26 protein-coding genes are annotated in these 21,879 nt (G+C 73.5%); 15 read left to right on the top strand and 11 right to left on the bottom strand.

All coding sequences use genetic code 11. The features are described from left to right. Window positions 1-1,034: 1,034 nt before the first annotated feature. Window positions 1,035-1,754 carry an HAD family hydrolase gene (locus FHL79_RS06670; RefSeq protein ID WP_138757826.1) on the top strand — a complete coding sequence of 240 codons (720 nt, stop codon included), beginning with the start codon at window positions 1,035-1,037 and terminating at the stop codon, window positions 1,752-1,754. Then, window positions 1,751-4,123, top strand: a complete 2,373-nt coding sequence (locus FHL79_RS06665; RefSeq protein WP_138757825.1) for a glycoside hydrolase family 65 protein — start codon at window positions 1,751-1,753, stop codon at window positions 4,121-4,123. The genes FHL79_RS06670 and FHL79_RS06665 overlap by 4 nt, the downstream gene beginning before the upstream one ends. A 69-nt stretch (window positions 4,124-4,192) precedes the next feature. Here the strand turns inward: FHL79_RS06665 and FHL79_RS06660 are convergent, their stop codons facing one another. After that, window positions 4,193-4,897: a M50 family metallopeptidase gene (locus FHL79_RS06660; protein ID WP_138757824.1), complete on the bottom strand. Its 705-nt coding sequence runs from the start codon at window positions 4,895-4,897 to the stop codon at window positions 4,193-4,195. A gap of 210 nt (window positions 4,898-5,107) precedes the next feature. Here FHL79_RS06660 and FHL79_RS25010 point away from each other — a divergent pair, with 210 nt between their 5' ends. Further along, on the top strand, window positions 5,108-5,329 hold the full coding sequence (locus FHL79_RS25010; RefSeq protein WP_218938353.1) for a putative antibiotic biosynthesis monooxygenase: 222 nt from the start codon (window positions 5,108-5,110) through the stop codon (window positions 5,327-5,329). A gap of 36 nt (window positions 5,330-5,365) precedes the next feature. Here FHL79_RS25010 and FHL79_RS06650 read toward each other — a convergent pair whose 3' ends face one another. Together FHL79_RS06650 and FHL79_RS06645 are read right to left on the bottom strand one after the other, a co-directional pair. After that, window positions 5,366-6,037, bottom strand: a complete 672-nt coding sequence (locus FHL79_RS06650) for a response regulator (RefSeq protein ID WP_138757823.1) — start codon at window positions 6,035-6,037, stop codon at window positions 5,366-5,368. After that, on the bottom strand, window positions 6,034-7,341 hold the full coding sequence (locus FHL79_RS06645) for a sensor histidine kinase (RefSeq protein ID WP_138757822.1): 1,308 nt from the start codon (window positions 7,339-7,341) through the stop codon (window positions 6,034-6,036). Before FHL79_RS06645 ends, FHL79_RS06650 begins: the two co-directional genes overlap by 4 nt. Window positions 7,342-7,502: 161 nt before the next feature. Between FHL79_RS06645 and FHL79_RS06640 the strand changes: the two genes are divergently transcribed. After that, window positions 7,503-8,411, top strand: coding sequence for an ABC transporter ATP-binding protein (locus tag FHL79_RS06640; RefSeq protein ID WP_138757821.1), 909 nt, complete (start codon window positions 7,503-7,505; stop codon window positions 8,409-8,411). Then, window positions 8,408-9,193, top strand: coding sequence for an ABC transporter permease (locus FHL79_RS06635; RefSeq protein ID WP_138757820.1), 786 nt, complete (start codon window positions 8,408-8,410; stop codon window positions 9,191-9,193). Before FHL79_RS06640 ends, FHL79_RS06635 begins: the two co-directional genes overlap by 4 nt. A 41-nt stretch (window positions 9,194-9,234) precedes the next feature. Here the strand turns inward: FHL79_RS06635 and FHL79_RS06630 are convergent, their stop codons facing one another. Next, window positions 9,235-9,594, bottom strand: coding sequence for a VOC family protein (locus FHL79_RS06630; RefSeq protein ID WP_218938352.1), 360 nt, complete (start codon window positions 9,592-9,594; stop codon window positions 9,235-9,237). A 105-nt stretch (window positions 9,595-9,699) separates the two neighbouring features. Here FHL79_RS06630 and FHL79_RS06625 point away from each other — a divergent pair, with 105 nt between their 5' ends. The 4 genes from FHL79_RS06625 (at window position 9,700) to FHL79_RS06610 (ending at window position 11,115) form a co-directional block, all read left to right on the top strand. Continuing rightward, on the top strand, window positions 9,700-9,936 hold the full coding sequence (locus FHL79_RS06625; RefSeq protein ID WP_138757819.1) for a type II toxin-antitoxin system Phd/YefM family antitoxin: 237 nt from the start codon (window positions 9,700-9,702) through the stop codon (window positions 9,934-9,936). 20 nt (window positions 9,937-9,956) lie between these two features. Further along, window positions 9,957-10,355, top strand: a complete 399-nt coding sequence (locus FHL79_RS06620; RefSeq protein WP_138757818.1) for a type II toxin-antitoxin system VapC family toxin — start codon at window positions 9,957-9,959, stop codon at window positions 10,353-10,355. A 227-nt stretch (window positions 10,356-10,582) separates the two neighbouring features. After that, entirely contained in the window at window positions 10,583-10,807 is a 225-nt protein-coding gene (locus tag FHL79_RS26580; RefSeq protein WP_246080442.1) for a VOC family protein, read from the top strand. Window positions 10,808-10,845: 38 nt separating this feature from the next. After that, on the top strand, window positions 10,846-11,115 hold the full coding sequence (locus FHL79_RS06610) for a hypothetical protein (protein WP_138757817.1): 270 nt from the start codon (window positions 10,846-10,848) through the stop codon (window positions 11,113-11,115). Window positions 11,116-11,143: 28 nt separating this feature from the next. Here FHL79_RS06610 and FHL79_RS26425 read toward each other — a convergent pair whose 3' ends face one another. After that, complete coding sequence (locus tag FHL79_RS26425) at window positions 11,144-11,503, bottom strand: endonuclease VII domain-containing protein (RefSeq protein ID WP_369333684.1); 360 nt, start codon at window positions 11,501-11,503, stop codon at window positions 11,144-11,146. Window positions 11,504-12,027: 524 nt separating this feature from the next. On the opposite strand from FHL79_RS26425, the gene FHL79_RS06600 reads away from it, so the two are divergent. After that, window positions 12,028-12,276, top strand: a complete 249-nt coding sequence (locus tag FHL79_RS06600) for a hypothetical protein (RefSeq protein ID WP_138757815.1) — start codon at window positions 12,028-12,030, stop codon at window positions 12,274-12,276. A gap of 58 nt (window positions 12,277-12,334) precedes the next feature. Here the strand turns inward: FHL79_RS06600 and FHL79_RS06595 are convergent, their stop codons facing one another. Continuing rightward, a complete protein-coding gene (locus tag FHL79_RS06595; RefSeq protein ID WP_246080440.1) occupies window positions 12,335-12,745 on the bottom strand; it encodes a hypothetical protein in 411 nt (136 codons plus the stop codon). A gap of 105 nt (window positions 12,746-12,850) precedes the next feature. Here FHL79_RS06595 and FHL79_RS06590 point away from each other — a divergent pair, with 105 nt between their 5' ends. The 5 genes from FHL79_RS06590 to FHL79_RS06570 all read left to right on the top strand — a co-directional run bounded on the left by FHL79_RS06590 (window position 12,851) and on the right by FHL79_RS06570 (window position 17,218). Then, a complete protein-coding gene (locus tag FHL79_RS06590; RefSeq protein WP_138757814.1) occupies window positions 12,851-13,627 on the top strand; it encodes a glycerophosphodiester phosphodiesterase family protein in 777 nt (258 codons plus the stop codon). Next, entirely contained in the window at window positions 13,624-14,508 is an 885-nt protein-coding gene (locus tag FHL79_RS06585) for a lysophospholipid acyltransferase family protein (protein WP_138757813.1), read from the top strand. The genes FHL79_RS06590 and FHL79_RS06585 overlap by 4 nt, the downstream gene beginning before the upstream one ends. A gap of 46 nt (window positions 14,509-14,554) precedes the next feature. Beyond that, on the top strand, window positions 14,555-15,925 hold the full coding sequence (locus FHL79_RS06580; RefSeq protein ID WP_138757812.1) for an MFS transporter: 1,371 nt from the start codon (window positions 14,555-14,557) through the stop codon (window positions 15,923-15,925). Beyond that, on the top strand, window positions 15,922-16,659 hold the full coding sequence (locus FHL79_RS06575) for a thymidine kinase (RefSeq protein WP_138757811.1): 738 nt from the start codon (window positions 15,922-15,924) through the stop codon (window positions 16,657-16,659). The genes FHL79_RS06580 and FHL79_RS06575 overlap by 4 nt, the downstream gene beginning before the upstream one ends. 214 nt (window positions 16,660-16,873) lie before the next feature. Beyond that, the gene (locus tag FHL79_RS06570) at window positions 16,874-17,218 is read left to right on the top strand and encodes an RNA polymerase-binding protein RbpA (RefSeq protein ID WP_026845509.1); all 345 of its coding nucleotides are present in this window, start codon (window positions 16,874-16,876) and stop codon (window positions 17,216-17,218) included. 67 nt (window positions 17,219-17,285) lie between these two features. Here the strand turns inward: FHL79_RS06570 and FHL79_RS06565 are convergent, their stop codons facing one another. The 5 genes from FHL79_RS06565 to kamE form a co-directional block, all read right to left on the bottom strand. Beyond that, window positions 17,286-17,822 carry an FxsA family protein gene (locus FHL79_RS06565; RefSeq protein WP_138757810.1) on the bottom strand — a complete coding sequence of 179 codons (537 nt, stop codon included), beginning with the start codon at window positions 17,820-17,822 and terminating at the stop codon, window positions 17,286-17,288. A gap of 38 nt (window positions 17,823-17,860) precedes the next feature. Continuing rightward, window positions 17,861-18,664, bottom strand: coding sequence for a polyprenol monophosphomannose synthase (locus tag FHL79_RS06560; protein ID WP_138757809.1), 804 nt, complete (start codon window positions 18,662-18,664; stop codon window positions 17,861-17,863). Continuing rightward, window positions 18,661-20,271 (bottom strand): apolipoprotein N-acyltransferase, encoded by a 1,611-nt coding sequence (gene lnt, locus FHL79_RS06555; protein WP_138757808.1) that lies wholly within the window; start codon window positions 20,269-20,271, stop codon window positions 18,661-18,663. Before lnt ends, FHL79_RS06560 begins: the two co-directional genes overlap by 4 nt. A 476-nt stretch (window positions 20,272-20,747) precedes the next feature. Continuing rightward, window positions 20,748-21,152 carry a 3-aminobutyryl-CoA ammonia lyase gene (kal, locus tag FHL79_RS06550; protein ID WP_138757807.1) on the bottom strand — a complete coding sequence of 135 codons (405 nt, stop codon included), beginning with the start codon at window positions 21,150-21,152 and terminating at the stop codon, window positions 20,748-20,750. Further along, the gene (gene kamE / locus FHL79_RS06545) at window positions 21,149-21,877 is read right to left on the bottom strand and encodes a lysine 5,6-aminomutase subunit beta (protein ID WP_246080438.1); all 729 of its coding nucleotides are present in this window, start codon (window positions 21,875-21,877) and stop codon (window positions 21,149-21,151) included. The genes kal and kamE overlap by 4 nt, the downstream gene beginning before the upstream one ends. Between the last annotated feature and the right edge of the window lie 2 nt (window positions 21,878-21,879).

Below are 21,879 nucleotides of genomic sequence, written 5' to 3'. Positions count from 1 at the left end.
AAGTCGTAGGGGTCGGGCGGGGCGGGGCGGTCGGCCATGCCGGTGCTCCTCGGGTCGTGGACTCCCGGCGGGGACCGGGAGAGCGGCGGTGCCGCAGCCGGTACCGACCCTAGGCAGTTCGGTGGCACGCCGGCCGATCGGCCTCCGCCGACCCGGCTTCGCCGTGTCTGTGCACGTTCAGCTTCCGTTATCCCCAACAACCGCGTCGCCTTGCCGACCCGCCGCCCCCGGGTCCTGCGACCACCCGGACGCCGCCGGGGGAGTCCCCTCCCGACGCGGCGGTGTCCGGCCCCGAGACGACGAAGGGGCGCGAGACGACGACGGGCCGCGAGACGACGACGGGCCGCGAGACGACGACGGGCCGCGAGACGACGACGGGCCGCGGGACCACGACTCGACCGTGCCGGCGACGTGGAGGTGAGGGAGGTGGTGCACGAGCGGGGGAGCGGAGTGCGCGCCCGGGCGGCACCGACGAGGGAGGGAAGTGGTGCCCGGAGGGCGAAGCCCCTCGCAGCGGTGGAGCCCGCGCCGGGAGCGGGAGCTGCCGGACGCCGGACAGCCGACGGTGCTCCGTGTTCCACCTACGACCGTTATCCCCAACAACTCGACCCACCCAACCACCCGTCGTCCCCGGCTCGCACACGCCCAGCAACACCCGGGGGAGCGCCCTCCGGGCGAGCAGTGACGACGACCGACAGGGCCGCCGGCCCGCGACCTCGCCCGGCGTGGGCCGCTCGCGGTCGCGGGGGGCGCAGAGGGGGCAGCTCAGGGGTCGAGTCGCCTGCCCGGCCAGCTGGGCCGCCGTTCCGCCACCTTGCCGGACTGCCGATGGAGGTGGAGACGAGACTTCCCATCTACAACCGTTATCCCCAACTAAGCTTCTAAATGATGCGCGTCGTCCCCGATGCCCGATGAACCCCACGACGAGCACACTCAACGCCCTTCGGGCGCAGCGCTGACGTCCACCCCTGGGCCGCCGGCTCGGTGAAGGTCTCGACAGGACTGCGTCAGGCAATCGTCGTAGCGTGTCGCACGTGCTGGGACTCCCCGAATCCATCCGTGCGTGCCTGTTCGACCTCGACGGCGTCCTCACCCAGACCGCGAAGGTGCACCAGGCCGCCTGGAAGCGCACCTTCGACGAGTTCCTGCGGGGTCGTGACCCGGCGGCGGCCGAGTTCAGCCAGGCCGACTACAACACCCACGTCGACGGCAAGCCCCGGGAGGACGGCGTCCGCGACTTCCTGGCCAGCCGTGGGATCACGCTGCCCGAGGGCACCGACGGCGACCCGGCCGACGCGGCGACGGTCCGCGGTGTGGCGACTCGGAAGAACGAGCTGCTGCTGCGCGAGCTCGACGAGCACGGTGTGCAGGTCTACGAGGGGTCGATGCGCTACCTGCGGGCGGTCAAGGACGCAGGCCTCGCCACCGCCGTCGTCACCGCCTCGGCCAACGGCGAGCAGGTCGTGGCGGCTGGTGGGTTCGCCGACCTGATCGACACCCGGGTGGACGGGGTGGTCGCCAAGCGCGACGGACTGCGCGGCAAGCCGGCTCCGGACAGCTTCCTCGCCGGCGCCCGCGCCCTGGGGGTGCTGCCGGCGGAGGCGGTCGTGTTCGAGGACGCGCTCTCCGGCGTGGCCGCGGGTCGGGCGGGGGAGTTCGGCTTCGTCGTCGGGGTGGACCGGGTGGGTCAGGCCGACGGGTTGCGCGAGCGTGGCGCGGACGTCGTCGTGCAGGACCTGGACGAGCTGCTGTGACGGAAGGGCGCGCACACTTCCTGGTCAAGCCGTGGTCGCTGACCGAGGTCGGCGTCGACCTGGCGTCGCTGGGCACCCACGAGTCGGTCTTCGCACTGGCCAACGGGCACATCGGCATGCGCGGCACCCTGGACGAGGGTGAGCCGGTCGTCGTCCCGGGAACGTACCTGAACGGCTTCTTCGAGGAGCGGCCGCTGCCCTACGCGGAGGCCGGGTACGGCTTCCCGGAACAGGGCCAGACGGTGGTCAACGTGACCGACGGCAAGATCATCCGGCTGCTCGTCGGGGACACGCCGCTGGACCTGCAGTACGGCAACATCGTCAAGCACCGCCGCTCGCTGGACCTCCGCGACGGCGTGCTCCGCCGGACGACCGAGTGGCGCTCGCCCAGCGGCCGGCAGGTCAGGGTCACCAGCACCCGGCTGGTCTCGCTGACCCGGCGCTCCATCGCGGCGATCGAGTACCAGGTGGAGTGCACCGACGAGGAGGGCGACCTCTACATCGCCCTCCAGTCGGACCTGCTGGCCAACGAGTCGGTCAACACCGCGCAGACCGACGACCCCCGGGCGGGCTCGGCGATGGACCGCCCCCTGCAGTCCGAGCTGCACGTCGGCCGGGGCCGGCACGCCGTCCTGGTGCACCAGACCAGGCGCAGCCGGCTGCGGATGGCTGCCGGGATGGACCACGAGGTCGACGTCCCCGACCAGGCCACCGAGGACCTCGAGGTCTCCGCGGACCTCGCCCGCTACACCCTCGCCGCCCGGCTGCCGGCCGGGTCCAAGCTGCGGCTGGTCAAGTACCTGGCCTACGGCTGGTCCAGCCGACGGTCCGCGGCCGCCGTCCGGGACCAGGTCGAGGGGGCACTGGCCACCGCCAAGCTCGCCGGGTGGGACCGGCTGGTGCGCGAGCAGCGGGAGCTGCTGGACCGGCACTGGGACGAGGCCGACGTCGAGATCGAGGGCGACGAGGAACTGCAGCAGGCGGTCCGGGTCGGCATGTTCCACGTCCTGCAGGCCGGGCTGCGCGCCGAGCGCCAGCCGATCCCCGCCAAGGGGCTCACCGGCGACGGCTACGACGGGCACACGTTCTGGGACACCGAGACCTACGTCCTGCCGGTGCTCACCTACACGGTGCCCGGCGCCGCCCGGGACGCGCTGCTGTGGCGGCACTCGACGCTGGAGCTGGCCCGGGACCGGGCCCGCGAGCTCGGTCAGGACGGCGCCGCCTTCCCGTGGCGGACGATCCGCGGCGAGGAGACGTCGGGGTACTGGCCGGCCGGGACGGCGGCCTTCCACATCAACGCCGACATCGCCGACGCGGTGGCCCGGTACTGGTGGGCGACCCTGGACGAGGAGTTCGACCGCGACTACGGCACCGAGCTGCTGGTGGAGACTGCCCGGCTGTGGGCGTCCCTCGGCCACTTCGACGACGACCGGGGGTTCAGGATCGACGGGGTGACCGGGCCGGACGAGTACACCGCGGTCGTCGACAACAACGTCTACACGAACCTGATGGCCCAGCGGAACCTGCGCGAGGCGGCGGCGGCCGTCGACCGGCAGCCGCAGACGGCGGCCCGGCTGATGGTCTCCGCCGACGAGGTCGCGCACTGGAGGCGCGCGGCCGAGGAGATGTGCATCCCCTTCAACAAGAGCCTGGGCGTGCACGAGCAGTCGGAGGGGTTCACCCACCACGAGGAGTGGGACTTCGAGGGGACGACGCCGGACCAGTACCCGCTGCTGCTGCACTTCCCCTACTTCGACATCTACCGCAAGCAGGTGGTCAAGCAGGCCGACCTGGTGATGGCGCTGCACCTGCGCGGGGACGCGTTCACGCTCGAGCAGAAGATCGCCGACTTCGCCTACTACGAGGCCCGCACCGTGCGCGACTCCTCGCTGTCGGCCGCGCAGCAGGCGGTGATGGCGGCGGAGACCGGGCACCTGCAGCTGGCCCACGACTACTGGGGCGAGGCGGCGCTGACCGACCTGCAGAACCTGCACGGCAACAGCGGGCACGGGCTGCACATCGCCTCCCTGGCCGGCGGCTGGATGGTGGCGGTCGCCGGGTTCGGCGGGATGCGTGACCACGACGGGAAGCTCACGTTCGCGCCCCGGCTGCCGCCGCGGATCTCCCGGCTGGCGTTCCGGGTGGTGTTCCAGGGCCGCTGCCTGGCCGTGTCGGTGACCCCGGAGCAGGCGACGTACCGGCTGGTCTACGGCGACGAGCCGATCGAGATCGCCCACCACGGCGAGACGTTCACCGTGACCTCGGAGCCGCAGGAGCGGAAGATCCCCCCGGCGCCGGACGTCCAGCCGGTGCACCAGCCGCCGCACGCAGCCCCCCGCCGCCGCAACCGCCCGACCAGCGACTGACGAAGGACCCCCTCGCCCCCCGGGCCTCGCGAGCTCGGCTCGGGCCCCTGCGAGGGGGCCATCAGGTGGTCAGGGGAGCAGCCACCAGGTGCCGAGGACGAGGGCGCCGACGTCGACCAGCAGGAAGAACCCGACCCAGAGCAGCCCGGGGAGCCGGGTGAGCCGGGCCAGCTGGTCGGCGTCGGAGTCCCGCCCGGCGCCCCGCCGGCGTTTGGTCTGCAGCTCGACCACGGTCTTGGGGGCGGCCAGCAGCAGGAACCAGGTGACCAGGTGGGCGAACGCCGCCTGGCCGTCCGCCGGCAGCCACCAGGTGGCGACGAACACCAGGGCGCCGGTGACCAGGACCGACCACAGGCCGTACCAGTTGCGGATCTGCACCAGCAGCAGCGCAAGCAGGGCCAGCAGCGCCCACAGCAGCCCGACCGCGTACCCGGCGGCCAGCAGGGCGGCCGCGCCCAGGCCGAACAGCCCCGGCCCGGTGTAGCCCGCCGCGGCGGTGAGCACCATGCCGGGCCCGGCCGGCCGGCCGGCCGAGACGGTCAGCCCGGAGGTGTCCGAGTGCAGCCGGATGCCGGACAGCCGACGCCCGGTGACCAGCGCGGCCAGCCCGTGCGCACCCTCGTGGGCGATGGTCACCGCGTGCCGGGAGCGTCCCCACAGCGCCGGGGAGAGCACCAGGACGGCGGCGAGCGCCGCGCTGAGGGCCAGCAGCCAGCCGGGCAGTGGGGGAGAGGAGGCGCTGACCCGGGTCCAGAACCGGTCGAGGGCCTCCACCCCCCGATCATCGCGACCGGACCTGTGCCCGGCCGGTGCGGCGCGCAGGGGAGCCCGTCACGTGTTCGTCACGCGCGACGGCGATGCTGGGGGTCATGGAGAGCACCACCTCGGTGCCGACCGCTCCGGAGACCCCGGAGCTGCCGGTGACCGTCTCGTTCACCCGGCGGGCCGACCCGGCTCACACGGTGGAGATGACCGCCTGGATCCGTGCCGGCCCGACCATGCCGGTGGAAGCAGGCGGTCACCATCTGGCTGGTCTTCTTCCCGTTGAACCTGCTGGCCACCGTGACGCTCGGCCGGCTGCTCGTCGGCGTCCCCGTCGTGCTGCGGGTGGCGGTCACCACGCTGGCCCTGACCCCGATCATGACCTACCTGCTGCTGCCCTGGGTGACCCGCCGGCTGCACCGGTGGCTGGCAAGGGGCCGCTGACGGACGAGGGCCATGTTGGCCAACATGGCCCCCCGACTAGACCAGGTCGGCGTCGTGGGTCAGCAGGGCGATCTGCACCCGGTTGGCGAGGTCCAGCTTCACCAGCAGCCGGGACACGTGCGCCTTCACCGTCGCCACGCTCAGGTAGAGCTCCGCGCCGATCTGCGCGTTGGACAGCCCCCGGCCGATGGCCAGGGCGACGTCCCGTTCCCGTTCGCTGAGCTGATCGAGTCGGGCGCGCGCGCCGCGGGCACGGGCGTCGCCGGGGGATGCCGGTTGGACCGCTGCGACGTGCGCGATCAGCTGGCGGGTGACGGTGGGGGAGAGCATCGGCTCACCGGCGGCCACCCGGCGCACCGCCTCCACGATCGCGGCCGGCGGGGTGTCCTTGACCAGGAAGCCGCTCGCCCCGGCGCGCAGCGCCCGCAGCACCTGCTCGTCGGCGTCGAAGGTGGTCAGCACGATCACCTCCGGCGCACCGGGCCCGGCCAGCAGCTCCTCGGTCGCAGTGAGCCCGTCGGTGCGTGGCATCCGGATGTCCATCAGGACGACGTCGGGGGAGCAGCGCTCGACCGCTGTAGGCACCTCGTCGCCGTCGGTGGCCTGACCGACCAGCTCCAGGTCCTCCGCCCCGCCCAGCACCATCGCCAGCGCGGCGCGCACCAGCGGGTCGTCGTCGACGACGAGCACCCGCACCGGCTCCCTCACCGGGCGGCCCAGTCGGCCGGCCAGGGGAACGTCGCCCGCAGCCGGAAGTCGCCGTCCGTCGTCCAGCCGTGCTCCAGGTGGCCCCCGCCCAGGCTGACCCGCTCCAGCAGCCCGACCAGCCCGGTGCCCCCGCTGGGCAGCGGCACGGTGTGCTCGGCACCCGCCGGTGGGGGGTTGCGGACCTCGACGGTCAGCCCCCGGCCCGGGCCACCCTCGACCAGGACGGCGGCGACCGTGCCCGGCGCGTGCTTGCGGACGTTGGTGAGCCCCTCCTGCACGACCCGGTAGGCGTTGCGGCCGGTCGCCGGCGGAGCCGACCCCAGCTCCGGCACCCGGTAGTCCGCGCGCACCCGGACACCCGCCCGGCGGCACTCCTCGACGAGGGCGGGCAGGTCCCCGAGGGTCGGCTGCGGCCGGGTCGCCGGGTCGCCGTTGGCCTCCCGGAGCACACCGATCACCTCCCGCAGGTCCTCCAGCGCCTGCCGCGCGCTGGCCCGGACGACGCCGGCCGCCTGGGCGATCTCCGCCGGCGGGGCATCGGGCCGGAACTCCAGCGCGCCGGCGTGCATGCTCAGCAGCGACAGCCGGTGCGCCAGCACGTCGTGCATCTCCCGGGCGATCCGGGTGCGCTCCAGGTCGCGTGCCTGCGCGACCCGCAGGTGCTGCTCGCGCTCGGCCCGCAACGCCCGCTCGCGCAACGAGAGCACCAGTTGGCGGCGGGCGCGCACGAACATGCCCCAGGCCACGACCGCCGCCGTCATCACGACACCGAACCCCACGATGATCGGATAGGGGACGTCGTCGGTGGGCCGGACGGCGGTGTAGACGAAGAACGCGGCGAGGTTGAGCGCGGACAGCACCAGCACGGTGGGCAGCCGCCGGTGCACCGCGACGGTGAACAGCGCGATCAGGACGGCGACGCTCGCCATGTCCGAGAAGCAGCCGACGAGCGCCAGCAGCACGGCGATCTGCACCGGCCAGCGCCGCCGCCCCCACAGCAGCAGGCAGGCCGTGCTGCCGGCGAGCACGTCGGCGAGCACCAGCGCGTCCGGCGGGGGAGGTGACTCCGACAGCGCCGCGCCCACGAACACCGCGCCGCCGGCCAGGGCGAGCAGGAAGCAGCTCACGTCCACGACCCAGTCGCGGACCGAGCGCTGCACCCGCCGTCGGCCGCCGGTGCTGCCGACGCCGTCCGGCTCGCGCTCGGGAGCGGCGTCCGGGTCGGCCAGCAGGTGGGCGGGGACCAGCGAGGGGTGCTCCACGCGGCGGTCGGCCTCGGACGGCGCTCCGCCGGTCAGGGTCATCCCCGGAGGCTACGGACGCGCGTGGTCCAGCGGAACCGACCGAGGTCTACGTCCACCCGTCCGGGCACCGACTTCCGGCCGTCCAGGGGTCGGCCTGCGCCGGGTGAGGTGCCGACTCCCGGCCGATGCGGGCGACCGGCCGGCCGGGCCATGGTCGTCCCATGATCACGATCGACTCCCTGACCAAGCGGTACGGCGCGCAGCTCGCCGTCTCCGACGTCTCCTTCAGCTGCACGCCCGGCACGGTGACCGGCTTCCTGGGCCCCAACGGCGCCGGGAAGTCCACGACGCTGCGGGCCCTGGTCGGGCTGGCGACACCGACCAGCGGCACCGCGACCATCGGCGGCCGGGCCTACCGGGACCTGCCCAACGCCGGCCGTCAGGTCGGCGTCCTGCTCGACGCCGGCGCCCAGCACGCCGGGCGCACCGGCCGCGAGGTGCTCACCCTCGCCGCGCTGGTGCTCGGCGTCGACCAGGAGCGGGTCGACGAGGTCCTCGGCCGGGTCGGGCTGGCCGGCAAGCCAGCGGGCAAGCGGGTCGGCAACTACTCGCTGGGGATGAAGCAGCGGCTCGGGCTCGCCGCGGCGCTGCTCGGGGACCCACAGGTGCTGGTGCTCGACGAACCGGCCAACGGCCTGGACCCCGACGGCATCTTCTGGATGCGTGGGCTGCTGCGGGGGTTCGCCGACCGCGGCGGCACGGTGCTGCTCTCCTCCCACCTGCTCCGGGAGGTCGAGGCGGTGGCCGACCAGCTGGTGGTGATCGCCGGCGGCCGGATCGTGGCCCAGGGCAGCAAGCAGGAGCTGCTCGGCGGCCGGGGGACCGTGGTCCGCGGCCCGGACCGGGTCGTGCTGGAACGGGCGTTGCGCACGGCGGGGATCGCCGTGGCCCCCGGGGAGGGCGACGGTCTCGTCGCCGACGCCGACCCGCTCGCGGTCGGCCAGGCGGTGGCGGCGGCGGGCGCGGTGCTCACCGAGCTGCGCCCGGCCGGGGGAGAGGGACTCGAGGAGCTCTTCCGGTCCCTGACCCACGCCGACGGCTCGCAGCAGGTGCAGGAGGTGGCGGCATGACCACCACGACCGCACCGGAGGCCCCCGCCGTCCGCACGCCGGCGATCAGCCCGCCGTCGCTGCTCCAGCTGACCCGGGTGGAGCTGCGCAAGTCCTACGACACCCGCGCCGGACGCTGGCTGCTGATCGTCATCGGGCTGGCGGCGCTGGGCGTCGTCGCCCTCGAGCTGTTCGTCGAGGACGCCCCGAAGACCTTCGCGGACTACTTCGCCTTCACCCAGCTCCCGGTCGGCATCCTGCTCCCGGTCCTCGGCATCCTGCTGGTGACCAGCGAGTGGTCGCAACGGACGGCGATGACCACGTTCGCGCTGGTGCCCCGCCGGTCACGGGTGCTGACCGCCAAGGTGATGGCGGCGGCGCTCCTGGCGGTCGGTGGCGTGCTCGCGGCGGCAGCGGCCTCCGCGCTGGCCACCGTGCTCACCCCGGTGTTCACCGACAGCGCCATGGACTGGGGGCTGTCCGCCGCCCAGGCCGCCCAGGTGCTGCTGGTCCAGCTGATCTCGGTGCTGGCCGGGGTGGCCTTCGGCATGCTGCTGCTCAGCTCCCCGCTGGCCATCGTCCTGTACTTCGTGCTGCCGACCGCCTTCACCATCCTGGTCAACACCGTGTCGGCGCTGGACTGGGTGCGCGACTGGCTGGACCTGTCGACGACGACCATGCCGATGTACGAGGGCGACCTGGACGGTCAGGGCTGGCTGCAGGTGGCGACGTCGGTCGCGCTGTGGCTGGCGCTGCCGATGGTGCTGGGCTGGCTGCGCATCCGGCGGGCCGAGATCGCCTGACCGATCTGCAGGCTGACCCGCCGCCCCCCCGGGGTGGCGGGTCAGAGCTGCTGGGTGAGGTTGACGGCGTTGCCGTCGGGGTCCTGGACGTGCGCCACCCGCTGGCCCCACGGCATGTCGTTCGGCGGCCCCTCGACCCGCCCGCCGAGCTCGGACACCCGGGGGAGGAGAGCGTCGACGTCGGGGACGGCGATGCTCAGCAGCATCCGCTGCGGACCCTCGGGCGCGTCGGCGTCGGAGACCAGGCCGAGGTCGGAGTCCCCGATCCGCAGGCCGAGGTAGAAGGTCGGCTCCTCGGCCGGGACGCGCTCGGTCTCCACGGCACCGAACAGGTCCCGGTAGAAGGTGGCCAACCGGGGGAGGTCGCGGCTGACGAGCATGGGCAGGACGCTGCTGGGCACGAAGGTCTCCGCTTCATCGGGGTACCAGCTCAGACCGTCCGAGCAGGACGAACTCATCCACGTCGACCCGGCCCCCTCATGTATCACCGGTGATACAATCCCGCCATGGAATCGGTGTCGGTCCGCGAGTTGCGCAACCACGGGGGAGAGGTGCTCGACCGCGTCGCCCGCGGGGTCGCCGTCATCGTCACCCGGGACGGTGCCGAAGTCGCCGAGCTGCGTCCGCGCGCCCGGCGGGCTCCGTCGTCCGCGGACCTGGTGGCGCGACGTCGTCACCTGCCCGAGCTGGATCCCGCGGCGCTCCGCCGCGACCTGGACGCCCTGCTGGACGCCGACCTGTGAGCGCCGCAGACGGTCGCGGGATGCTCGACACCTCGACGGTCATCCTCCTCGGTCGACTGCCGGACCCGGCTGTCCTGCCGGACGAGGCGGTGATCAGTGCGGTGACACTGGCCGAGCTCTCGGTGGGTCCGCACGTGGCCCGCACGGCGAGAGATCGGGCCGCCCGGCAGGCCCACCTCCAGCAGGCCGAGGCCGACTTCGAACCCCTCGCCTTCGATGCGGGTGCTGCGCGGGCCTTCGGGCGCGTGGCTGCGTCGCTGCGCTCGGCCGGGCGGAAGCCGGCAGCGCGCGCCTACGACGCGTTGATCGCAGCCGCCGCGATCGCCGAGGGAGTACCGCTGTACACCTGCAACCCCGATGACTTCTCCGGGATCGACGAACTCGACCTCCGCGCGGTGCCGCACCCGGACCAGGTCTGACCAGGATGCCCGGGGCTCGACCGCCGGGTGACGTGGACAGGACCGGAGCGGTGCACGAGGCTGCCGGCCATGCGGTCACGGATGACGGGCATGTGGTGGGGGACGGCGATCGAGGCGCCGGACCCCGGTGCCCTGGCCCGGTTCTACGCGGCACTGCTGGACTGGCCCGTCGGCCACGAGGAACCGGGGACGACGATCCTCATGGCCCCCGAGGGGTCGATCTACGTGTGTTCCAGCAGGCGACCGACTACCGGCCGCCGGTGTGGCCGCCGGTCGAGGGGGAGCAGCGGCCGATGATGCACTTCGACTTCCAGGTGGGCGACCTGGACGCAGCGGTCGACGACGCGGTGACCCTGGGCGCGACGGTGGCCGACGCGCAGCCGCAGGAGAACGTCCGGGTGCTCATCGACCCGGCCGGCCACCCGTTCTGCCTGGTCCGCGACGACGACTGACGCCCGGAACTGTCGGTGTCAACTCCTAGCGTGCTGGCATGGGAGAAGCACTCGTTTTCGGTGAGGAACTGGACGATCTTGCTGCGGAGCTGCGGGCCATGGACGTCAGACGGCGGCCCGACGGCTCAGCTCACGTGAAGTTCCGGCTGATGCCTGGCAGCGCGTTCCTCCGAGCGCTCCGACTGGCAGAGATCGAGCTCCTGCTCGACGACGACCCGCGCGCCCGGCAGAAGGAGACGCGGCAGTACGACGCCTTCCTCATGGTGGTCGACCGGATCGGGGAAGCGGCCCGCTCGTCCTCTACTTGACATAATGTCGATTATCGGACAACGAGGACTACAGGCCATCCAGCCAGTCAGCTGCTGCTCTGAGACGCGCTGGATCTTCGTCGAAGTGTCCGAGTCCTTGGTTGCACGGTGAGCACAGCAGCGCGCGGACACTGCCACGCCGGTGGCAATGGTCAACGACGAGACCGCTCTTGGCGGCAGGTGTGCCGTCGAGTCGCGGGCGCCCCCCAGAGTTGTGGACCACCTCGTCCTCGTGACGCTGACAGATGGCACACCGACCACCTTGGGCTGCGCGCAGAGCTTCGACCTCTTCGGGTGTGATCCGGTAGAGCCGCCAGAGGTTGTGCCGACGATTGACGTCCACCGGTCGATCGACGCCGGCCCGCCTCCGTCGTTGGTATTCACGCATCCACGTCCTGTAGCACTCGCACTGCTTCGGGGGCAGGTTTCCGTCACATGTGTGCTGCAGGGGGATCATGATCACTTTGCGTGGCTGCGGGATGGGCTCGGTGGCCCAACGCTCCCCCTGGCGTTGTTCGCGGGCTTTCGTGTTGGCAGCCGTCTTCGCGGCTCGACGCGCGCGGGCGTTCTCCCTGCGACGTGCTGCAGCGCATTCACACTGAGCAAGGTTGCTTCCATCGCATGTGTGCAGGATGGGTCGCGGGCGTCGGTAGTCCTCGGTCACTGGGCAAGACCTACCGGTCGGGTCCGACGATCCGCCGGTCCGTGCATGGGTGCCGGCTCCCCCACAGTCGTCCCGTGCCCGCCGGCCCTGCCAGTCAGACCTCGGTGCGCCCGCAAGGCCTCGTCGCGCCTCGGCCGCCGATCCGCCTGGTGCAGCTGAACCGACCCTAAAACGTCACGCTGACGGAATGGGGTGCATTGAGTCCGTTCCGACGGGCGGCGGCGGCGAACCGTCCTTAGGGTCGAGGCATGAACATCCGACGCTCCATGGCGGGGTTGCTGACGGCGCTCGCGCTCGTCTCCGGTGGGGCCTTGGTGGGGTGTCAGGCTGCACCCGAGGCCAACACCGGGACCCCGAAGGACACCGCCGAGAACACCTCGGGCTCCGACCCGGGCGGCGTCTCCCAGGGCAACCTGCCCAAGAACGACAGCAACGAGGTGGACTCGACCAGCAACTCCGACCGCAACGAGAACTCCGACCGCGACAACGGCGGCTGAGCACACCGACCCGAAACCTGACACGGTGACTTGCGTCACAGTGACGTAGGCCGTCGGGTCAGCTGGCCTGCTTGCCGTTGAGCCACAGCCGGTCCAGCCGGCCGGTCGAGCGCACCAGGTCGGCCAGCGAGCGTTCCAGCTCCGCCTTGGTCGGTTTCTCGGTCAGCAGGGTCTGCACGTCCTCGATGGCGCACCGCAGCTGGTACAGCCGATCCTGCAGCCCGTCGAGCTCGGCCCGGGTGACCAGGACGACGTCGGCGGACAGCCCGGCCTTGGCCGTCGCCGCCCGCTGCTCGTAGGCCCGCTGCCGGCACGCCTGCCCGCAGTACAACCGCGGCCGCCCGACCGACTCCTGCGTCGGGAGGACGCTGCGGCACCAACCACAGCGCCGTTCCTCGACCTGCGCACGCCGGGTCCGGGGGGTCGGCCGGACGCGCCGCTCGACCTCGGCCTTCTGCTCCACTGCCACGGCAGCGACGGTAGACGTCACCCCTGACAGGTCTGGGCGGACACGCCCGTGCCGACGTCCATGACCCCTCGACACGCCGTCCGACCTCCGCACTAGCGTGGGGGCGTGGCCGGCTCGCGTTATGCGTTCCTCGACGGGCCGACCCCGGTGGCGATGGCGCACCGCGGTGGGGCGATCGAGCACCTGGAGAACACCCTGCCGGCCTTCGAGGCGTGCGTGGCCCTCGGGTACCGCTACCTGGAGACCGACGTCCGGGTGACCTCCGACGGGCAGCTCGTCGTCTTCCACGATCCGACGCTGGACCGGATCACCGACGGGACCGGACGGGTGGACGCCCTCCCCTGGGCCACGGTGCGGACCGCGCTCATCGGCGGGCGGGAGCCCATCCTGCGGTTGGAGGACCTGCTCGGCGCCTGGCCCGACGTCCGGTTCAACCTCGACATCAAGGCCGCCGGTGTGCTCGCCCCGCTGGTCCGCACGATCCGCCGGCTCAAGGCCGAGCACCGGGTCTGCCTGGCCTCCTTCTCCGATGCCCGGGTGGCCGCCGCCCGGCGGCTGTTCGGCCCCGAGGTGTGCACCTCGCTGGGCCCGCGCGGGGTGGCCGCGCTGCGGCTGTCCTCGTACTCACCGCGGGCCGCCGGGCTGGTGCGGATCCAGGCCGGCTGCGCGCAGGTCCCGCTGCAGCTGGGTGGCCGTCCGCTGGTCGACGAACGGTTCATCGCCGCGGCGCACGCGCGCAGCCTGCAGGTCCACGTCTGGACCGTCGACAGTGGGGCGGAGGCCACCGAGATGCTCGACCTGGGCGTCGACGGTGTGATGACCGACCGCCCCGCGATGCTCCGGGACCTGCTGGTCGCCCGCGGCCAGTGGACCGGCGCGTGAGCCGGCTGCGGGACTGGCGGCCCACCCCGCCGCCGCTGCCGGCCGACCTGCAGCACCTGGTGCAGCCCGAGGACCCGGCCTGGTTCGGTCGGGAGCTGGCGATCGCCGCCGCGCCGCACTGGTGGTTCTGGCGGTTGGTGCTCACCTGGTTCGGCTGGGTCCCCGGTCTGTTCGGCCGCCTGCACGTCACCGGCGGCATCCCGGCGGAGTGGCGCGAGGGGCCGCTCTTGCTCGCGGTCAACCACATCGGCGACTTCGACACCTTCGTCATCGGCGTCGCGCTGCACCGGGCCGGCGTCCGGCCCCGCTTCCTGGTCAAGAGCGGCCTGCTGGCGGCACCGGTGATCGGCCCGCTGCTCGAGCGGTCCGGCGGGATCCGGGTCGAGCGTGGCACCCACCTCGCTCCGCAGGCGCTGCGGGTGACCGAGGTCGCGCTGGGCGCCGGCGGGCACGTCGTGACCTACCCGGAGGGCCGGATCGGGCTGACGCCGGACGGCTGGCCCGAGCGCGGCCGCACCGGCCTGGCCCGGATGTCGCTGGCCGCCGGCGTCCCGGTGATCCCGGTCAGCCAGTGGGGCGCGCACGAGGTGCTGCAGTACCGCACCGACTGGGGCAAGGTCCGCACCCTGCTGTCGGCGCTGTGGCGGCAGCCCGCGCTGCGGGTGCACATCGGCCCGCCGGTGCACTTCGACGACCTGCGGCCCGGGCGGATCGGTGACGCCAACCGGGCCCGGGTGCGGATCGACGCGGCCGTGACCCGGGGGCTGGCGCCGCTGCGCGCCGGTGAGCCGACCGACCGGATCGGCTTCGCCGACGACACCCGGCCGACGACGGCGGTCGCCGCCTTCCCCGGCGGCGTGGTGCCGGACGACATCCCGTGACCGCCGGATGCTGGCACCGTCCCCCGCCGGCTGGCACCCTGCGCCGGTGAGCGCGACCTCGAAGGCCGACCGGCCCGCTGCCCCTGTCGACCCGGCGCTGCGCCGCGAACGGTTCGGTTGGTACTCCTACGACTGGGCCATGTCGGCGTTCAACACGACCGTCATCAGCGTCTTCCTGGCGCCCTACCTGACCTCGGTCGCCGAGGCGGCCGCCGACGCCGACGGCCGGATCCACCCGCTGGGCATCAGCATCCCCCCGGGCAGCCTGTTCGGGTACGTGGTGTCGCTGTCGGTGGTGCTGCAGGTCGCCGTCCTGCCCCTGACCGGGGCCGTCGCCGACCGCTCCGGGCGCAAGCGGCAGCTGCTGGCCGCCGCCACCCTGGCCGGGTCGCTGGCCACCATGGCGCTGTTCTTCGTCGCCGGCGACGGGTACCTGCTGGGGTCGGCGCTGTTCATCGTCGCCAACATCGCCTTCGGCGCGGCGACCGTCGTCTACTACTCCTGGCTGCCCCACCTCGCCGGGCCCGACGAGCGGGACGCCGTCTCCAGCCGGGGCTGGGCGCTGGGCTACCTGGGGGGTGCGCTGCTGCTGGCGGCCAACCTGGCGCTGTACACCCAGTACGAGTCGCTCGAGGTGACCGAGTCCGAGGCGGTGCGGATCTGCCTGTCCTCGGCGGGCGTGTGGTGGGCCGGGTTCGCCGTGGTCAGCATCGCGCTGCTGCGCAACCGGCGCCCGGTCGACGGCGCGGCGGTGCCGAGCACGTCGGTGGCCCTGCGGGCCAGCGTCGGGCAGCTGCGGAGCACGTTGCGGGACATGCGGCGCTACCCGCTGACCCTGTGGTTCCTGGGCGCCTACTTGTTGTTCAACGACGGGGTGCAGACGGTCATCACGGTGTCGGCGCAGTTCGGCTCCGAGGAGCTGGACCTGTCCCAGACCACCCTGGTGTCGGCGATCCTGCTGGTGCAGGTGGTCGCCTTCGTCGGTGCGCGCGGGATGGGCCGGATCGCCGAGTCCGTCGGCGCGGTGCGCACCGTCCTGGGCTCGCTGGTGGTCTGGGTCGGTGTCCTGGTGGCCGCCTGCTTCCTGACCGCGGGTGAGGCCACCCAGTTCTACCTGCTGGCCGTCGTCATCGGGTTCGTGCTGGGCGGGACGCAGGCGCTGTCCCGCTCGCTGTTCAGCCAGCTCATCCCGCCGGGCAAGGAGGCGGAGTACTTCGGCTTCTACACGATCTCCGACCGCGGGACGAGCTGGCTGGGCACCTTCCTGTTCGCCCTCACCTACCAGTTCACCGACTCCTACCGGTACGCGATCGTCAGCCTGGTCGTCTTCTTCGTCGTCGGCGGCGTCCTGCTGGCGAAGCTGGACCTCCGCCGGGCGATCGTGGCGGCCGGCAACACACCCCCGGAGCGCCTGTGACCCCCACTCCCCTGCTGCCCGACGCCGTCCCCGCCTCCGGTGACCGCCGCCGGCACCCGGCGCCGGCGCACCTGGTCTTCTTCCACGGCCCGATGGACTGCGGGAAGTCGACGCTGGCGCTGCAGGTCGACCACAGCCAGAGCCGGCAGGGCCGGCACGGGCTGCTGCTGACCCAGGGCGACCGCTCCGGGACGCCGCAGATCAGCTCCCGGGTCGGGCTGCGGCGCGAGGCCGTCGAGCTGGACCCGGGCACCGACGTCCGGCTGCTGGTCCGCGCCCGCTGGGCCGGCGGGCACCGGGTCGACTACCTGATCGTCGACGAGGCGCAGTTCCTCACCGGGGAGCAGGTCGAGCAGCTGGCCGAGCTCGTCGACGAGTCGCACGTGGACGTCTACGCCTTCGGGCTGACCACCGATTTCCGGGCCCGGCTGTTCACCGGCACCCAGCGGCTGTTCGAGCTCGCCGACGACGTGCAGCGGGTGCAGGTCCAGGTGCTGTGCTGGTGCGGCCTCCCCGGGCTGCTCAACGCCCGGGTCGTGGGCGGCGGGATGGTGCGGGAGGGCGCCACGGTGGTGGTGGCCGACACCGCCCCGGCGCCCGTCCCCTCGACCGAGGTCACCGCGGGTGCCGGCGACGGGGACGACGTCCGCTACCAGGTGCTCTGCCGCCGGCACTACGTCCGTGGGCTGCTGGAGCCGACCCCCACCGGCCCCGGGCAGCTCGCCCTGCGCTGACCCGGCCAGGGGGCGCTGGCGCCGTCCACCTCACCCCGATGGGGGTGCGGGAGGCCCGATCTCTCACCATGTGGGATGATCGACCGCTGACGGCGAGGAATCCAATTCCTTCATCTGTCGTTGACCCCTGCGACACCCCGCACCGGATGCGTGAGCATGCGGCAGCCCGGGCAGTCCAGAACTGACCGACATCAGCACGAGAGGACGGTGTGCCATGGGCGAGCGTTCGCTACGCGGAAGCCGACTGGGCAGCGTGAGCTATGAGACCGAGCGCAACACCGCGCCCATCGAGCGGCAGTACGCCGAGTACCGGTGCCCCCAGGGCCACCTCGTCACGGTGCCCTTCGCCGATGACGCAGAACTCCCCGACACGTGGGAGTGCAAGTACGACGGGTCGCCCGCCAAGCTCGTCGGCGGTGCCGAGCCCGCTCCCAAGAAGGTGAAGCCGCCGCGCACGCACTGGGACATGCTCCTGGAGCGCCGCTCGGTGGACGACCTCGAGGAGGTCCTCGCCGAGCGCCTCGAGGTGCTCCGCGGCCGGCGGACCCGCGCCAGCTGACACAGCTCCAGCACCACACACGAGAGCCCCGGTGGACGAGGTCCACCGGGGCTCTCGTGCGTCCGCCTCAGGGGCGCTCGTCGGGCACGACCTCACCCTCGATCACCCGGGTGGCCGGACCGGCCCGGTAGGGCTCCGCAGGACCGGTCACCGGCTCGGTGCGCACCGACCGCACCCGCACCGGCCCGCGCATCGCGTCGGGGAGCCGGCTGGCCACGCTGCGGGCGATGAGCATCCGCGGCAGCGCCCGGGTGACAGGCAGCAGGCACAACAGCCCGAGCAGGTCGCCGATGAAGCCCGGCAGCACCATCAGCAGCCCGCCGAGGGCGATCAGGCCGGCGTCACCGAGCGCCCTGCCAGGGGCGCGGTGCTCGGCGGCGCGCTGGCGCAGCTCTCCGAGCGCCTTGGTGCCCTGCCGGGCCAGCAACGCCCAGCCGAGGGCGCTGGTGGCCAGCGTCGCCAGGATCGTCCAGCCGATGCCGATCCAGGACGCGACCAGCACGTAGACGACGACCTCGGCCAGTGCTCCCAGCCCGATCGCCGTCCGCAGCCGCGAGGACGTCCTGCCTGCCGGTGTGCGCGGCGCCGTGTAGGCGGTGGCCATGTGCGCTCCTCCTCTGCCCGGAGGGCGGGAGGTGCTCCCTACCGGAGCACCTGCGTCCGCCGCCCACCTCGGGCACGTCCCGGCACGGGACGGGTCACCCGGCCCGGCAGCCGATCGGCCAACCGGTCCAGGACTCCCCACCAGGTCACCCGTGCCAGTGCTTCTGTAACGATCGAGCTGCTCATCTTGCTCCGGCCCACGGTGCGTTCGCTGAAGGCGATCGGCACCTCGACCACCCGGGCCCCCGACCGGACCGCCCGCCAGGCCCAGTCCACCTGGAAGCAGTAGCCCTGGCTGGCCACCTCGTCGAAGGGCAGCCGGGACACCAGCTCCATCCGCGCGGCCCGGAAACCGCCGGTGGCGTCGGCGAGCGGGAGGCGCAGTGCCCACCGGGTGTAGAGGTTCCCGGCCCGGGACAGCGCCAGCCGGTGCGGCGGCCAGTCCACCACCGAGCCGCCGGGCACGTAGCGCGAGCCGAGCACCAGGTCGGCGTCCTCGAGGGCGGCGAGCAGGGCGGGCAGCCGCTCCGGCGGGTGGGAGCCGTCGGCGTCCATCTCCACCACGACGGCGTACCCGCGCTCGGCGGCCCAGCGGAAGCCGGCCACGTAGGCGGGGCCGAGGCCGGCCTTGGCGGCGCGGTGCAGCACGTGCACCCGCTCGTCGGCCGCCGCCCGCGCGTCGGCGAGCTCGCCGGTGCCGTCCGGGGAGGCGTCGTCGACCACCAGGGCGTGCGCGGTGGGGACGGCGGCGTGCAGCCTGTCGAGGACGGCGCCCAGGTTGCCGATCTCGTCGTAGGTCGGGACGACCACCAGGACCGGGCCCAGCGCGGACGGCGCCGTCACCGGACGGCCCGGCGAGCTGGCCGCCGGCGGGCCAGCGCGGGGACGACGGCGGCGAGCACGGCACCCACCCCCAGGGCGGTGAGCGCCCACTCCGGGCCGGCGTCCAGCCGCTCGGCGACGGTTCGGGAGTCCCGCTGGGCGATCTCCTCGACGAACGTGTCCGGGGTGAACAGCTGCGAGCGGCGGACCACCGAGCCGTCCGGGGCGACGACCGCGCTGATCCCGCTGGTCGCCGCGACCACCACCGTGCGGCCGAACTCGACGGCCCGCAGCCGGCTCATCGCCAGCTGTTGAGCGCTCTCGTCGGTGAACCCGAACGTGGCGTTGTTGGTCTGCACGACGATCATCCCGGCGCCGCCGTCGACCACGTCGGACACCAGCCCGTCGTAGGCGACCTCGAAGCAGATGACATCGCCGACCGCCGCTCCCCCGACGTCGAGGTTGCCGACCTCGGTGCCGTGGGCGAAGTCGTGGACGCGGTCGACGTCGGAGCTGAACAGGCGGAAGAACGACCGGGCGGGCACGTACTCGGCCAGCGGCACCGGGTGCTGCTTGACGTAGGTGTCGCCGGGGCCGGTGACCGGGTCCCAGACGATGCCGGTGTTGGAGACGAACCGGCCGGGGCCCTCGACCACCGCGCCGACGAGGATCGGCGCGCCGATCGCCTGGGCGGCGCGGGTGATGGCCTCGGCGGCGTCGGCGTTGCGGTACGGGTCGATGTCGGAGCTGTTCTCCGGCCAGACGACCAGGTCCGGCTGGGGCTGCTCCCCGCGGGCGACGGCCGCGGCGAGCTGCCGGGTCTGGTTCGCGTGGTTGTCCAGCACCGCCCGGCGCTGGGCGTTGAAGTCCAGCCCGGCGCGGGGGACGTTGCCCTGGATGACGGCCACGGTGCGGGTCGGGCCACCCTCGGTCAGCGACGCCCCGGCCAGCGGGAGCCCGGCCAGCACGCCGGCGACGGGCACGGCCACGGCGCCGACCAGCGCCAGCACCGCGACCCGGCGCCGCGTCCGCCCGCGGGCCAGGGCGAGGGCGGCGGCGGCCAGCAGCGTGCCGGTCAGCGCCACCGCGAAGCTGACCAGCGGCACCCCGCCGTAGGCGGCGAGCGCGGTGAACGGTCCGTCGACCTGGCTGAAGCCGAGCCGGCCCCACGGGAACCCGCCCAGCGGCCACCGGCCGCGCAGTGCCTCGTCGGCGACCCACAGCGCCGCGGCCCAGACCGGCCAGCCCGGCAGGCGCGAGGTCACCGCCGCGGCGGCGCCGAGCAGCGCGAAGTACAGCGCCTCCGTCACCGCCAGGGCCAGCCAGGGCAGCGGGCCGACGTAGATGCCGGTCCAGGACAGCAGCGGGACCATGAACACCAGGCCGAGCACCAGGCCCAGCCACAGCCCGCTGCGGGCCCGCTGGCCGCGGACGGCCAGCGCCAGGGCTGCCGGGCCCAGTACGGCCAGCCAGGTCAGGTCGTGGCCGGGGAAGGACAGCACGAGCGCCAGGCCGCCGAGGGCGGCGAGCGCCGTGCGCCAGGGCCAGCGCCGGACGGGGGCGTCGTCCACCGGCCGCACCGTGCCGGTGTCCGGGTTCGCCGTGCCGGTCGCCACCACTGTCGGCACGCCCCACCTCTCGCCTGACCCGGGGCAGCACCCGGGGACGTCGAGGGCCCCGCGAGCACGGGACCCGAGGCCGGGCGCACCGCCGCGGCCGGCTCCAGCATCCCACCCCGTGCGTGGCGGGTGGACGCGACTCCACCGGGGGCGGGCCGTCGTCCTCCGTGCGGGGTGCCCCGCGCCTTCGGGCCGGTGCACCGGCCGCTGGCTGCGGCCACTGCACCGTTGTCTGGTGACGCGGGGCCCCGCACACGGCGGACGACGGGAGCCAGGACGAGCGCCCTCGGGTCCGGTGCTCCACCTCGACTCGGGCCGAGGAGGAGCACACTCCGATCTCCCGGGGTGTGGAACGAGGTCAGCATCGGCAGCCCGGACCGTGCGCCGGAGCACCCCGGGGCGGGTCGTGACCAACGGTGCGGTCCGTTACCCGTTCGTGATACAGCCACAGCACCGACATCGAGGGCCCCGCACCGCGACGTCCGTCAGCCGGTCCCGTCGGAGGACGCCGGGACGACGAGGGTCGCGGTCGCCTCCACCACCCGCAGCGGCGGGTCCAGCACCCGGGCCGCCGACGCGCCGCGGGCCGGGTCGGCGCGGGCGACCACGTCGGCCCAGCAGCGCAGCTCCCGGCTGCGGCGGCCGACGCGGACCACCTCGCAGCAGGCCTCCAGCACGTCTCCGGCCTGAACGGGGGCCAGGAAGGACACCGCGGAGTAGCCGGCGAGCAGCCCCTCGTCACCGTCGGCCCGGATGGCCAGCTCGGTGGCCACGTCGCCGAACACCCCCAGCGTGTAGGCGCCGTCGACCAGGTCGCCGCCGTAGTGGCCATGGGCGTACGGGACGTAACGGCGATGGGTGACGGTGAGTCCCACCCGGGGGTCGGTCACAGCGGTTCCTCCTCGGGGACCAGGGCGTGCACCAGGTAGCTGGCGACCTCGCCGGGCGTCGTCCCCCGGCCGAAGACCTTGTCGACGCCGAGCTCGGCGGCCATCGCGGGGTCGAAGCGGGGACCACCGACCACCAGCAGCGGGCGCGCCTCCCCCATCGCCTCCCGGAACGCACCGGCCAGCTCGCGGGTGTTGCGCAGGTGGGCGTCCTTCTGGGTCACCACCTGGGAGACCAGCACGGCGTCGGCCCGCCGCGCCCGGGCGGCGTGCACCAGCTCCGGCACGCTCACCTGGGCGCCGAGGTTGGCCACCTGCATCTCCCGGTAGTACTCCAGGCCCTTCTCCCCCGCGAAGCCCTTGAGGTTGAGGATCGCGTCGATGCCGACCGTGTGCGCGTCCGTGCCGATGCAGGCCCCCAGGACGACCAGGCTCCGCCGCATCCGGGTCTTGATGGCGGCGTTGACCTCCCCGGGTGAGAGCAGCGGGTAGGCGCGCACCTCGACGTGCACCGCATCCAGGTCGACCAGGTGCTTCACGCTGCCGTAGACGACGAAGAAGGTGAACCCCTCGCCGATGCCGTGGCTGTGCACCACCATCGCCGGCTCGATGCCCATCTTGTGGGCGAGCTGCAGCGCCGCGCCCTCGGCCCGCGGCCCCGGCGGCACGGGCAGCGTGAAGGAGGTCTGCACCATCCCGTCGCCGGTGGTGTCCCCGTAGGGCCGCACGA

Origin of the sequence: Modestobacter altitudinis (assembly GCF_005930475.1) — a bacterium.
In the GTDB taxonomy this organism is placed as follows: domain Bacteria; phylum Actinomycetota; class Actinomycetes; order Mycobacteriales; family Geodermatophilaceae; genus Modestobacter; species Modestobacter altitudinis.
This window is presented reverse-complemented; position numbering and strand designations above follow the sequence as displayed.